Origin of the sequence: Halobellus sp. H-GB7 (assembly GCF_030848585.1) — an archaeon.
GTDB classification, from domain to species: domain Archaea; phylum Halobacteriota; class Halobacteria; order Halobacteriales; family Haloferacaceae; genus Haloquadratum; species Haloquadratum inordinatus.
Map to the genome: position 1 here is coordinate 133,570 of NZ_JAVDDW010000003.1, position 14,148 is coordinate 147,717.

The window sequence follows — 14,148 nt, forward strand, 5'->3', positions numbered from 1 at the left end:
GGCAACGAGTGGACCCGACTCCAGGACTGTCCACGGTCGGTCGACAGATAGACGCCGTCGCTATTCGTGGCGAGCAACCGACCAGCGCCGATCGGCCACAGATTCGCGAGTGTCACGTGACCAGTGACGTGACTCAGGAGTCGCCTCGTCGGCCGCGCATTCAGCAGTACCTGCGCGGGTGATTGACTTCCGGGGACACGTCCCCGACGGTCGAACCCACTCTGTGGACGCCACTGGCCGACGTCGAGTCCAGCAGTGACGTACACTCGACCGTCGTCTACGCCGCCGAGTTTCATCGCGCCACGATTGCGGACACGCCGTATTAAGTACCGACTGGATAACTGGCGCGCCGCTCACGTCCGGTCGCTGCTGCGGTCGTTTACGCGATTGCAGGTCGTCGGACAGTCGCGGACGACGAGGCGTAACCACTCCTCTACTAGCGTTCTGTCTCCGACGACGACGGAAGTACCCTGGTTATAACTAAACCCGTCGAACTGGAACGGAGGAAGCATATGGGTACGAGCGGAGGGCCAGACGCGGCAATACGTCGTAAGATCGCCTTACTGATCGGCTACCTTGGGCTCACGGGCGCACTCGTCGGTGTCTCTTTGGACCGCGCCACCCAGTACGAAGTGTCGATCTACGCGGCGACGACGCCGCTGTTCTGGGCCGGTGTCGCTGTCGCAACTGTCGTTGGCGTCGCCGTCTCGATCGTCTCCTACCGCGACCGGTACGGCGGCTTTGCCCTGTTTCTCGTGAGTCTCGCGATGGTGAGCGTCTTCGCGTTGCCGTCGCTCCGTGGGTACTACTTCTTCGGACACGGCGACTCACTGATCCATCTCGGGTGGGCGAAAGACATCGCCGACGGGCTGTTAGTCCCGACCGACCTGTTGTACCCCGCGTCGCACCTGATTTCGGTCCTGTTGAGTGCGGCGACAGGGATCGAGATCCGGCAGTCGATGCTGCTCGTAACGCTCGTGTTCAAGCTCCTGTTCGTCGTGTTCGTCCCGCTGAGTCTCTACGTCCTGTATCGTGACCGACGGATCGTGTTCTTCGGCGTCGTTTCGGCGCTGTTGCTCCTTCCAGTCAATCAGGTCAGTGTGCACGAACACTTCCATCCGTTCTCGATGACGGTGTTCTTCACACCGTTCTTCTACTACCTGGTCTTCGCTCACATCACGGGACACCACACCGACAGCGTCCTGCCCGATCGACTCTCTCCGACGGCGCTCGTCCTCCCGCTGGTCTCGACGACGCTCGTCCTCTTGCACCCCCAGGCCGCATTCGACGTGCTCTTGGTCTTGGCTACGATCGTCGGCGTTCGGTTCGTCTACCGACGATGGAAACCCGAACACTCGGTCAGTGAGTTCCGTGGGGTGTACGGACAACTGCTCGTGCTCGCTCTCGTGTTCGCCTTCTGGGCCAGTCAGTTCGAGAACACTGTCCGGGTTTTCGAGAGTATGGTGACCGGGATCCAAAATGCGATCGCCGGAACGGGTGAGACGGCCGAGATCGTTCAACAGCGGGGAGAGTCATCTTCGGCAGTCGGCGCGAGCCTCTTCGAGCTGTTCGTGAAACTGTTCGGCGTTTCGCTGGTGTACTCGCTTCTCACCGTCGGCCTCGTTTTGACCCGGTTCTGGGGAAACCTCACTGAACCAGTCCGCCGTGGCGACGGCGTCGTCGTCTACTTCGCGTACAGCGGCCTCGTCTTCTCGCCGTACCTCGCGGTCCACTTCCTCGGCGACATCGACGCGTATCTCTTCCGGCAGGTCGGGTTCGCGATGGCAGTCGTCACGCTCCTCGGTGCACTCGCGCTGTTCTTGCTATCGAACGACGACCTCGGCTCTGTCGTCCCGTTCGACCTTCGTCCCGTTCTCGGGACGGCGACCGTCATCGCGCTGGTCCTCTCGCTGTTAGTCGTCTTCTCGTCGCCGTACATCTTCCTCCCGAACAGCCAGGTCACCGAAACAGAGATGGAGGGGTATCAGACGCTGATCGAACACCAAGACGACGACGTCCCGATTCTGGGCGTCCGCGTCGGCCCGTACCGGTTCGTCGAAGCGCTCCAGTATGAGGAGGGCGGCGTCCCACTCGGTGATTCGCCCAACGGCACCGTGTTCGGCGGGCAGTTGGGAGGATACTACGACGGTGACCGGTATCTCGCGTACAGCGCGTACGACCGGCAGAGCGAGACGGAGGTGTATCACGGGCTCCGATACTCCAGCACGGAGTTTCGGCAGGTGGGAGCCGCCCCCACCACGCACCGGATCCAGACGAACGGTGACGTCACCGTGTACTACCTCGATTGACCCGATCACAGACCGATAGGACACTCATAACGTTAAGATCACAATATGGAGGAAGTAGTACGGTGAACCGTCGTAACCTCATCAAACGGAGCGCGGCCCTGGCGGGCATCGGATCGCTCGCCGGCTGTAACTTCGGGGCTGGCCAATCGGACAGGAAGCCAGCGGACGACGGATCAGAGACTCCTGCCGGGACTTCCACGACCCCAGACGGGGCGGAGCCGTCACGCTATGGAATCTCGTTCGGGAACGTCGTCGATGCGGTCGCGGACCTCGGGATGGACCCCGAAGGTAACGAACCGATCGACGACGCCCTCGCGTCGACGCTCGATCGGGGTGACACGCTCGTCGAATTCCCACCGGGGACCTACTACTTCGCCGAGGAACACCGCGTCGACTCGGTGACGAACTGGGGCATCCGCGGCCTCGGAGACGAGCCCGGGGACGTACGATTCGTCACGACGCCCGGCGAGGGGCGATATCTCGTCCGGACCGACGGGGGACTCGGCCAACTGGTCGAGAACATCACCCTCGACTACAGTGCCGAACGGAAGGGGAGCACGGGCCTCGTGCTCCGTGCGGACGACAAGATCCGCGTGCAAGACGTCGAATACGTTGGGTACAACCCTCAACACGGCGACGGATCGAAGATCAGCCTCGTACCGATGGCCCTCAAACCGGATGGGAAAGCCGTCGTGGACGGACTGGTCCGGACGGGCCCGACGGACATCGTCTCGCACGGCCACCTCGACGGCAACTCCAACGACAGCTGCATCTGGCTGGGGAACCGACATAAGGGCGAGCTCGTCATCCGGAACTCCCACATCGAAAACACTGGCACGAACGCCATCTACGCCTCCCGAACCCCCGGACCAGTGAAGATACTCGACAGCACATTCCGCAACAACAACCAGACATCGCTTCGTATCGGCGGTAGCGGGGCACTCGTTCGCAACTGTCAGTTCGTCATCGATATCGAGAACGCTCACCCCGACAGCAGCGACTTCATCAATCCCCACTCGATTGTCTGGGAGACCGGTGAACTCGGCCAGGCTGGCGGTCGAATCGAACAGTGCTCGTTCACCTGCCGGAGCGCGCCACAGCAGACGATGGCGGCCGTGTGGGTCGACGGCTCTGCGGGCGCGTTCGAGATTCGCGATTGCGAGTTCGACATTCAGGCCGACGGCGTTCAGGCGATCCGTATCGACGATCCGCGGGATCCCCGACTCGGCGCAGTCCCCGAAAAACCGTGGCGTGCGACGCTTCGAAACGTCACCGCGATCGGTTCTTCCTACGCCGAACCGGCTATTCAACTGACGGGCCGCCCCCAATCGAAGTTCGTGGGGCTCTACGTCGACTGGTCGCCGTACCCGCACGGCATTCTCCTCTTGAACACCGAGGAGATCCTCTTCGAGAACAGTACGATCCAGACGATGGGCTCCGAGATCATCACGATGGACGCGACCTGTCACGCCCCCAAGGGAACGTCCCTGAGCACGTGCTCGGTCGCGAGTCGCGACTCCTCGTAGCGTCCGGACGGTGGTTTCTCACCCGACGGATTCGTATAGAAGCCCCTTCCGGCCACAAGGACTCAATAACGAAACCGGTTCACGGGTATCGTCGGCTATGGCACGGACGACCACGAGCGCGACGCAACCGATGACGCGGCGTGAGGTGGCGCGATGACCGACACGGAACTCGCGTTCGTTCTCGGGACCAGACCTGAGATCATCAAACTCGCCCCGGTTCTGAAAGAGTGTGACCGGCGCGGGCTGTCGACGCACGTCGTCCACACCGGACAGCACTACTCCGACTCTCTAGACGAGATCTTCTTCGAACAATTGGAGCTTGATCCCCCTGACGTGAATTTGGCCGTCGGCTCCGGCACGCACGGCGAACAGACCGGTGAGATGCTTGCAGCCGTCGAAGCGGAACTGCTCGAACACGAGCCCTCGGTCGTCTTAGTGCAAGGAGACACGAACTCGACGCTGGCGGGCGCACTCGCCGGCGCGAAGCTGAATATCAAGGTTGGCCACATCGAGGCCGGCCTCCGGAGTTTCGATCGGGAGATGCCCGAGGAGACGAATCGGATCGTCGTCGATCACGTCTCGGATCACCTCTTTCCCCCAACGACGGAGATGGCCGCGTTGCTTCGGAAGGAGGGGCTCCCCGACAGTCGCATCACCGTCACCGGGAACACCGTCGTCGACGCGATCACGGCGTACGACGGCGTCGCAGCCGAGACGAGCGAGGTGCTCTCGGAACTCGATCTCCAACCGGGTGGGTTCGCGCTGCTGACAGCGCACCGCGCCGAGACGGTCGACGACCGCGAGAGTTTCGCGAACGTCCTCGACGGTGTCGCCCGTGCGGCCGATCGACTCGACTTAGACGTCGTCTACCCGATTCACCCACGGGCCCGGGAACGACTCGAGACGTTCGGGATCACGGTCCCGGACGCCGTTCACACGGTCGATCCGCTCGGCTTCATCGATTTCCTCCGTCTGGAGAGCACGGCTGCTCTCGCATTCACGGACTCCGGGGGTGTCCAGGAGGAGACGTGCGTCCTCGGGACGCCGTGCGTAACGCTCCGATACGGCACCGAGCGGCCCGAGACGGCGTTTGCGGGGGCCAACGTCATCGCGGGTCACGACCCCGCCGACATCGTCGACGCCGCGTCGCTGATGCACGGGAGAGTCGGCTCCTGGGACCCACCCTTCGGCGACGGACAGGCGTCCGGGCGCATCGTCGACGCGCTGTCGCTGGCACGACCTGCTCGGGTCGCCGACGAGGCCGACTGACCATAGCAGCATTTGCACCTGACACCCTCTGAGCGCGAGGCAGACTTCGGTCGGGTGTGTGAAGACTCGTAGCGATTCTATCCTCGCAGACGTTTCCATCAGTCAGATACTAGAGCAGTCTGAACCAACTTGACGTGTTTGGCGCTCTATACTCACGTTCCCTGCGTCGATAGGAAGTAGCTATACGTTACCGCGGGTGTCTCGCGTGTTCCCAAGCGGCACACGCTCAACATAACAAAACCCGAACGGTGTGTGACTCCGTCTGCGATGGGACACTATTCCTCTCTCACGAGTGGTCGGCGGGCGCAATCCGCTGTGGATACTAGTCCTAACTCGGGGCTCATCTGACGATGTACAAGCAACACTCCGTCGGCGTCGTCGTGCCCGCCTACAACGAAGAAGGGCTCGTCGGCGACGTCCTCGAGACGATGCCGGCAATCGTCGATCGGGTCTACGTGTTCGACGACTGTTCGAGCGACGGCACGTGGGCGGAGATCCAGCGGGCGCGTGCTCGCCTGAACGCGTCGCGATCGAGCCACATCGACGACGGCCGCGAGGAGTTCGTGATCGCCGAACGTCACGAGGAGAACCAGGGGCGCGGCAGGTGTGTCAAGGAAGGCTACCGTCGCGCGCTGGCGGACGGTCTCGACGTCGTTGCCGTTGTCGACGGGGACGGGCAGATGGATCCCGACGAACTCCATCGCATCCTCGACCCCGTCGTCGACGGCCGCGCCGACTACGCGAAAGGGACCCGCCTGAAGAACCGCGGCGACACGAACGGAATGTCTCGCTGGCGCCTGTTCGGGAACGTGGTGCTGTCCTTCCTGACGAACCTCTCCAGCGGATACTGGGGTCTCGTCGACTCACAGAACGGCTATACGGCGATCTCGCGGCAGGTGCTCCGCGAGCTTCCGATCGAGAAGCTCTACGACAGATACGGGTTCCTCAACGACATCCTCACCGAACTCAACGTCCACGGATTCACGATCGCCGAGGTCCCGCACCCCGCCGTCTACGGTGACGAGGAGAGCAACATCCGGTATACGACGTTCGTGCCCTTCGTCTCGCTTCTCTTGCTCTGGAACTTCCTCTATCGGATCCAGAAACGGTATCTAGTCCGGAACTTCCACCCGGTCGTCCTCTGCTATACGGTCGGCATCACCGGCCTTATGCTCGGTGCGGTTGGCGGAATCATAGGGTTGCTCACGCAGACTCCTGCCGTCTCTCCGGTTACTGTTCCTGCCGCCGGAGGGTTCGGTATTTTGCTGTTCCTGCTGGCTATCGTGCTGGACATTCAGCAGAACTCGCGGCTCACCTACCAATCCGAACCGCACCCGGAACCGAACCGCCAGCGTCAGTGAGGCTCCCGCTGGCGCGTGGTGGTCGGTGAGACACCACCACGACACCGGATCCCGCTGATACTGTCGGACAGCAGTTCGTGAATGATGTTGGCCCCCACGGGGTGTCGATGATTTTCACATCGTTCTGTCCGACAGTATGAAACGCCTGCGGCGGCCTCACCGGCCGTTCGTCGAGATTACGTTTCGCTCGTGAGGCCGGCCGTGTTGATAGTGCTCCAGGTCTGTTCCCCTTTGTCGGTGAGGTCGTACTGCCGATTCTTCCGTTGTTCTTCGGGCACGATCAACTCGACGAGCGACCGGCTTCGGAGACGACCGAGTGCCCGCGAGACGTGCGACGGCGAGAGCCCCTCGGCCTCGGCGATCTCGGTCGTCGTCGCCGGCCCCTCAGTGAGGACTGTGAAGACGGCGATGCGGTACTTCGAGGAGATTACGAATCCGATGGCGTCCCACTCTGACATTGCGAGGTGATTACTGCAGTGTGACCTTTGGTATACGCTTGCTATCCGTCCGTATGGTCACGATTGGAACCGACGCGGTAGGTACGTCCGCGCTTATCGAGTGAACGTTCGAGGAGTGGCGGGAAAGCCGTTCCGCTCTCTCCTTTCGATGACGTTGCTATCTGTATCGATGCCGAAATCACCGAGTGAATCCCGCGCTCGCGTCTCAGGCCTGACCAGATCGAACGCGACGCGCTACCCGCTGTTGTGGCGAACAGCCCTAGCCGCAGCCACCGACCTAGCGTCGATCAGTCGCCACTATCTACCTGCGACGTTATACTGGCTGTATATCTCACAAATATCCTTTACCACTCAGATCTCTCAAACCGGGGCTCAGAGCGTATTTCGCACTCAGCGACAGAGAGTTTTTACCTAGATCACCGGGTGTCTTTGTGAAATATACGAGATTACTACGAAATTTCTGTGGTGTGGATAACAATATACTGACAATAGGGAAGAAATAGTGGGTGCAGACCCGCAATGAAACGACATAGGTTAACACAGTTGATGGTCATCGTCGTCGTTCTCTCGCTCACATTGAGCGGGATCGGCGCAGCACAGTCGTCGAACGCCTGTGCTGTGAACGAGAACAATGACCGCACACAAGACCAAGCGTTCGAGCGCGATCAATCACAATCGCAGACCGGTGATAATAATTCCCAAAGCCAGAGCCAAGTCGCGGTGATGGTCGCCGGTGGCGATCAATGTGGTGAAGACAACACAGCCGATCAAGAGCAGTTCTTAGAACAGCTCCAAGAGGAGATTCAGGAGGGCCAAGCGAACGCCCAGTCCCAGAACCAAGATTCGGGACAGTCTGAGTCTGCCACTCAGGCTGGTGAAGACAACGAACAGAACCAGGGTCAAGAAGTTGCACAGGACCAGTACCACAGCCAGGTCGCTGAAGAAAGCGAACAAGAGAGCGACCAGGACGCGGGACAGTCCCAGATGCAGACCCAAGACGGAGCCGACAGCCGACAGTCCGTCTACCAGTACCTGACGCAGATCCAAGTGCAGGTGCAACAGGCCATCGAGAACGGCTTCCAGGACATCTCCCAGGCTGGCGAGCAGACGCAGACCGCCAACCAGGACGGAGATGAGAGCACGCAGGACGTCACCCAGAGCCTCGATCAGGATCAGTACCAAGAGCAGTGGGCTGACGACAGCGATCAGACGGGCGACCAGGAAGCGAATCAGAACGATACCGTCAATCAGAACGCAGACGAGAGCTCCCAGGACGTCCTCCAGGAGATCGACCAGGATCAAGAACAGTACCAGTACGGCACTAACGTGGTCCAGGACTACTACCAGTGGGCCAGCCAGCAGGCGGACGTCCACCAGCAGGGCCTGGACAACAGCCAGACCGTCGAAGAAGAGATCAGCCAAGGTCAAGATCAGTTCCAGGACGCCGAAGATAGCGAGCAGTACCAAGAGCAGTGGGCGCGTCAGCACTCGGACGTGCGCCAGTACGGCGAGGACAACGACCAAGACCTCGGCGAAGAGGTGACCCAAGGTCAGTCCCAGACCCAACTCGCGAACGACAGCGAGCAGGATCAAGATCAGTGGACGCGTCAGCGGTTGTACGTTCGTCAGTACGGCGAGGACAACGACCAAGATTACTACGTGACCAGCATCCAGGGTCAGTCGCAGTCGCAGGTCGGTGACGAAAACGACCAAGAGCAGTCCCAGGAAGCTCGTCAGTACCGTGGTAACCAGCGTCAGAGCGGCGAGGACAACGTCCAGTCGCGCGACCGGTCTTCCAGCCAAGATCAGTCGCAGTCGCAGGACGGTGAGATGAACGAGCAGGCGCAGATGCAGGACAGCGACCAGCGTGGTCAACAGATGCAGGACGGCGAGGACAACGAACAGACTCGCACGCAGGACGCCGCGCAAGACCAGGGACAGACCCAACTCGGCGAGGACAACTCGCAGGACCAGGTCCAGTCTAACGAGCAGAGTGGAGACATAGAGCAGTCCGGCGAGGACAACGTTCAGACCCAGGACCAATCCAGCGACCAGACCGAGAATCAGAACCAGGCTGGCGACGATAACTCCCAGGAGCAGACGCAGGACAGCGACCAGAGTACGAACGCACAGCAGTCCGGCGAGGAAAGCACGCAGTCGCAGGACCAGACCTCGACGCAGGGTCAGGGTGAAGACCAGGCTGGCGAGGACAACGATCAGGACCAAGACCAAGAGAGCAGCCAGGACAGCAGTCAGACGCAGACTGGTGACGACAGCGACCAGTCCGGCACGCAGACCTCCGGTCAGGAGCAGGCCCAGACCCAGGACGCCGAGGACAGCGACCAGGACAGCAGCCAGGACAGCAGTCAGTCCCAGGACGCGACGCAGTCTGCAGACGACAGTAGTCAGTCCCAGGACCAGACTTCGACGCAGTCCGAATCGCAGTCGCAGACTGGTGAAGACAACGAACAGGAACAGACGCAGGACAGCGACCAGGACCAGAGCGCGACGCAGTCTGGCGAGGACAACACTCAGTCCCAGAGCCAGGCCTCCGGTCAGGGTCAGTCACAGTCGCAGTCCGGCGAGGACAACGACCAGACGCAGTCCCAAGAGAGCGACCAGGAGCAGTCCCAGACTCAGTCAGGTGAAGACAACGACCAAAGCCAGAGTCAAACGATCAGTCAGACCCAATCGCAGGATCAGTAACTGAACGAAGCGCTTGCCGCCTGACGGCGGCCAGTTTTTTCTTCGATAATGAATACACAGCTCAACCGTAGCTCGCTGGTAATTGTTGCCATAGCGATTGCTGTTGTTCTCGGAACGTCGGGAATGGCGGTCTCGCTGCAGGGCTCAGGGAGTGCCCTCCTGGATGGCAGCACCCAACAGTCGAGCATAGACATAGTTGGATCGGGCGCCGACGCCGGCGGAGGTTCCTCCGCAGCAGTCGGTGAGAACGACGGTGATACCGGGTCAAATTCAAATGGCGAGTCGGGCCCGTCGACGACCGAGGATTCCAGTGATTCCTCCGACGGTGCTTCCGACGCGGCAAGCGATAACGGAAGCACGCAGACACAGAACAGTTCGCTGATCGTCTCGGGCGACGACGAAGACGAAGAGGAGAGTTCGGACGGCGACGATAGCTCAGACGACAGCTCAGACGACAACGATGACAGCTCGGACGGCGACGACAGCGATAGCGACAGCAACGATAACGACAGCGACGATGGTGAAGACGGCGCCAACGACGAGAGTGACGCCAACCAGAGCGGCGACGACGACGGTGAAAGCGACGGCGACGACACGTCCAGCGACCACCACTCCGCCGACAACGATGTCGACGACGCGGACGGTGCCGATGGGAACGTCGACGCCGGTGACGACCCGGTGAGCGAGGACAACACCCAATCGAGTAGTCAATCCGCCGACCAATCACAGGACCAATCGCAGTCCGCCACGGACAGCGACCAGGGTCAGGATCAGGCCATCGCTCGCGGACAGACCCAAGAGCAGACCGGTCAGGACAACGACCAAGACCAGAGCCAAGACGCTGGCCAGAGACAGGCGCAGAACCAGGCTGGCGAGAACAACACCCAAGCGCAGGGCCAGGAATCGACGGCCTCTCAGCAGCAGGATCAGGCCGGCGAAGACAACCGCCAGAACGAAGAACAGAGCAGTTCCGATCGGCAGGGACAGGTCCAAGGCGGTACGGAGAACGCCCAGGCACAGAACCAGACCTCAGAGCAGGCAGCAGAACAGGCCCAGTCCGGTACGGATAGCCAGCAGAACCAGGGTCAGAACTCGGACCAGGACCAACAGCAGGCCCAAACTGGGACCGACAACACCCAGGCGCAGTCGCAAGCGGACGGGCAGTCGCAGGACCAGACGCAGTCCGCCGCGGACAGCGATCAGGAACAGCGGCAGTCCGACGCACAGTCGCAGAGTCAGACGCAGTCGGGAGCAGACAACGCTCAAGCGCAGAACGCAACGAGCGAGCAGACGCAAGACCAGACGCAGTCTGGTGACGGCGCTGATCAGGACCAGAGCCAAGACGTCGGCCAGTCCCAGGATCAGACGCAGTCCGGTGACGACAACGAGGAGACGCAGGATCAGAACGCAGAGCAGAGCCAGAGTCAGAGCCAGTCGAGTGCGGACGGCCAGCAGGGCCAGTCTCAAGACACCGATCAGTCGCAGGATCAAGAGCAGACCGGCGAAGACAACGAGCAGGACCAGACGCAGAACAGCGATCAGTCACAGGCTCAATCGCAGTCCGGTGACGGCGCTGATCAGGGTCAACAGCAGACGGTCGATCAGGACCAGGCACAGGCGCAGTCGGGTGACGACAACGACCAAGACCAGAGCCAGAGCGCAGACCAGGATCAGACGCAGGATCAGAGCGACGGCGACGGCGAACAGCAGCAGTCCGTCGATCAGTCGCAGAACCAAGAGCAGTCGGTGTCTGAAGGCTCCGGTCAAGGACAGGGTCAATCCCAGGGCACGACGACCTCCTCAGACGGTCAGATCTCCACCAGTGTGCAGGTGACGATCGAGACGACCGTGAACGGGCAGTCATTCCAGGACCAGACGCAGGTGTCCAGTCAGACGCAGACCCAGCAGACCGGTGAGGTGATGACCGACGGCGGGCAGTCCCAGAGCCAGGTCGTCATCCAGAATCAGGTTCAGGTCCAGGTCGGCGACAACAACGAGCAGAGCCAGAGTCAAAGCGCAGACCAAGACCAGAGTCAGAGTAGCGGTGACTCTTCGGACGGCGGTGACGCCCAGCAGCAAGAGCAATCCACCGTCCAGAACCAGGGTCAGACGCAGGTCGGCGACGACAACGAGCAGAGTCAATCGCAAAGCACCTCCGGAAGCCAGCAGCAGAACACCGGATCTGACGGCGACGGTGCCGACAGTTCCAGTGACAGCAACTCCGAAGACTCGGATGGCGACGATGCCAGTACGTCCAGCGACAGTAGCTCCGGGGACGACGACGACAGCGATACCAACACGTCCAGCGACAGCAGCTCCGAAAGCTCGGACGGCGACGATTCCAGTGAGTCCGGTGACAGCAGCTCCGAAAGCTCGGACGGCGACGATTCCAGTGAGTCCAGCGGTAGCGACTCGACGCAGAGCAGCGACTCGTAACGCCGAGACACCGACCATTCGGTCGGTCTTCGGACGCCATTTTTTGCGGTCTCCATCAGGAGCCTCTGCCGTCGCACCCACAGCGCCGCTCGTAGTAGCCGCTGGTGAGGATGTCGAATGCCTCCGGGGAGCGACGAGAAACAGAGCCACACCCAGTTTCCAGTTTCGAGTGCTCTCCTCTCAGGCCTCCTGCGGGTTTCGACTGTCTCCTCAGCGAGAACGTGACTGTGCTATTGGCCGAGATCGCCTTGACCTGACCCGCTTCGATTAGAATTTGGGCGTCGCGTCTCGGTCCTCGACTGCCGACTCTCGGGGTGATCGGAGAGGTCCCTGCTCCTCCGCTGGCCGTTCGTTACTCTTCGGGTGCCTCGGTTGCATCGGATTCCTCGCCCGACTGGTCTCCGTCGGGTTCGGCCGGCGGCCGATACGTGTAGAGGTAGCCGTCGTGGACCACGTAGTAGGCCTCCTCGTCGGGGTCTTCGACGACGCCGTTGTCGGTGTCGATGGCGAAATCCACGAGCGCGCTCAGCGATTGCGCCTCCGCTCGCGGCAGGTCGAACGCGTCCGCGGGGAGTTGGATCTCGGAGATCCACTCGTCGAAGTCGTTGCGGTCGTCCTCGAAGGCGAGACGTTCTCGCTCTGCCGGGGTGAGCTCGATCCGATCCTGGCTTCGCACGTACGCTAGCCCGCCCAGCGCGACCAGTGACCCGAGGAGAAGGGCGGGGCCGCCGAAGCTCCGAAGTGGCCCGTAGGTTCGGTCGACCCTCACCGTCTGCGTCGACTCGTACCGGTCGGTCATACTCCCCATCTCGGTGGGTCGGTAGGTGCCGCCCTGGAGTCCGACTGCGAGCGTGTAATTCCGAACGTCCTCGACCTGCTGGTTGTTCACCGATCCCTGGAGGTCGACGACTGCGCGGACGAGCACCTGAGTCTCGCCGGGAGGATTCCCGAGTCGTTCGGTGATCTGTTCGGTCCGGTTCGCGGTCGCGTTCATATCTAACTCGAACGGCACGCGCATTCGTTCACCCGGCGCGAGCGACTCCGCCGATGCCGTCTCCAAGTCTTTGGAGGTCTGCCAGACGACGGTCGTGTTCTCCTGGCCTTCTTCGATCCCCCGCTGGATGAGTTTGAGCGAGACCGTTCCATCCAGGTCTCCGCTCTCGCTCGCCTCGTAGGTGAAGACGTACTCCCCTGTGAGCACGGGCGTGACTTCGGTGAAGTAGATCGACCGATCGCGGAGCGTCGTGCCCTCGGGATACACCGGGTTGTCCGCAGTAACTGTCGCGGAGTGGTTGAACCACGCGGCCGTTCGCCAGGATGGCCCCGGGCGCTCTTCGGTGGTCGTCCCGGGATCGACGTGCGTCGTGTAGGTGACCCAGCCACCGAGTCCGGCGAGTAGCACGAGCGCGACGACGACCACGAGAAACTGCTGGTCGAGAAACGCCCGCACCCGAAGCGATCGTTCACTCATTAAACATTTCTCCCGGTGTCTCCCCCTTCGTTATGGCGCTCGTGAACGTCCCAAACGGTCTTTACTGGCTGATTAGCGGACCCAAAGAGCGCGACGAAACGCCGCGTCTCTCGATAGCACTACGCTATCCGAATCGCCCAGTGTCTTTACCGAACAGCCTCGAACCGCCGTTTCGAGCGACGCCGTGCTTACTTCGAGCGACCCTCTCTTGCGGGCGTATTCGCTGTTCATAACCTTATCCCTGGATCCCGAACCCGTCGCACGGAGGCGAACTGATGAAACCGATTACGAAACTTCCGAGTCGACCCCTTCGACCCCCGGATCTCGCGGTACTGGAAGACGAACAGATCGAGGTCGTGCCCTACGGCGGCGTCCCCGCGAAGAACGATATGGGCATCTACGCGCTGAAACTGCTCGTCGGGGAGACGGCGCACGCACTCGGGTACGACGACGAAAAAGCGGAGTGGCAACACCTCGCGATCAGCGACGGCACGAAGCTCGCCGCCGCGGACCGCCGCCTGGACGCGGTCCTCGACGACTGGGTGCAGGACATCTACGGCGACCAGTTCCAGGTACTGAAGAAAACGTGAGCGGCGCGGCGGGACAGTTCCC

At 61.5% G+C, this 14,148-nt stretch carries 9 protein-coding genes; 7 read left to right on the plus strand and 2 right to left on the minus strand.

Going from position 1 to position 14,148, the window contains the following annotated elements; translation table 11 throughout:
- Nucleotides 1-512: 512 nt before the first annotated feature.
- The 4 genes from RBH22_RS07520 to RBH22_RS07535 all read left to right on the plus strand — a co-directional run bounded on the left by RBH22_RS07520 (nt 513) and on the right by RBH22_RS07535 (nt 6,465).
- Nucleotides 513-2,309 carry a hypothetical protein gene (locus tag RBH22_RS07520; protein ID WP_306677056.1) on the plus strand — a complete coding sequence of 599 codons (1,797 nt, stop codon included), beginning with the start codon at nt 513-515 and terminating at the stop codon, nt 2,307-2,309.
- A 62-nt stretch (nt 2,310-2,371) separates the two neighbouring features.
- Nucleotides 2,372-3,835: a right-handed parallel beta-helix repeat-containing protein gene (locus tag RBH22_RS07525; RefSeq protein ID WP_306677057.1), complete on the plus strand. Its 1,464-nt coding sequence runs from the start codon at nt 2,372-2,374 to the stop codon at nt 3,833-3,835.
- Between the two features lie 153 nt (nt 3,836-3,988).
- Nucleotides 3,989-5,104 (plus strand): UDP-N-acetylglucosamine 2-epimerase (non-hydrolyzing), encoded by a 1,116-nt coding sequence (gene wecB / locus RBH22_RS07530; RefSeq protein WP_306677058.1) that lies wholly within the window; start codon nt 3,989-3,991, stop codon nt 5,102-5,104.
- 350 nt (nt 5,105-5,454) lie between these two features.
- Nucleotides 5,455-6,465, plus strand: a complete 1,011-nt coding sequence (locus RBH22_RS07535; protein ID WP_306677059.1) for a glycosyltransferase family 2 protein — start codon at nt 5,455-5,457, stop codon at nt 6,463-6,465.
- 176 nt (nt 6,466-6,641) lie between these two features.
- Here RBH22_RS07535 and RBH22_RS07540 read toward each other — a convergent pair whose 3' ends face one another.
- On the minus strand, nt 6,642-6,923 hold the full coding sequence (locus tag RBH22_RS07540) for a winged helix-turn-helix domain-containing protein (RefSeq protein WP_306677060.1): 282 nt from the start codon (nt 6,921-6,923) through the stop codon (nt 6,642-6,644).
- Between the two features lie 546 nt (nt 6,924-7,469).
- Here RBH22_RS07540 and RBH22_RS07545 point away from each other — a divergent pair.
- Complete coding sequence (locus RBH22_RS07545) at nt 7,470-9,629, plus strand: hypothetical protein (RefSeq protein ID WP_306677061.1); 2,160 nt, start codon at nt 7,470-7,472, stop codon at nt 9,627-9,629.
- Between the two features lie 48 nt (nt 9,630-9,677).
- A complete protein-coding gene (locus RBH22_RS07550; protein WP_306677062.1) occupies nt 9,678-12,065 on the plus strand; it encodes a hypothetical protein in 2,388 nt (795 codons plus the stop codon).
- A gap of 352 nt (nt 12,066-12,417) precedes the next feature.
- Here RBH22_RS07550 and RBH22_RS07555 read toward each other — a convergent pair whose 3' ends face one another.
- Nucleotides 12,418-13,536 carry a DUF5305 domain-containing protein gene (locus tag RBH22_RS07555; protein WP_306677063.1) on the minus strand — a complete coding sequence of 373 codons (1,119 nt, stop codon included), beginning with the start codon at nt 13,534-13,536 and terminating at the stop codon, nt 12,418-12,420.
- Between the two features lie 275 nt (nt 13,537-13,811).
- Between RBH22_RS07555 and RBH22_RS07560 the strand changes: the two genes are divergently transcribed.
- Nucleotides 13,812-14,126: a hypothetical protein gene (locus tag RBH22_RS07560; RefSeq protein WP_121569607.1), complete on the plus strand. Its 315-nt coding sequence runs from the start codon at nt 13,812-13,814 to the stop codon at nt 14,124-14,126.
- Nucleotides 14,127-14,148: the final 22 nt, after the last annotated feature.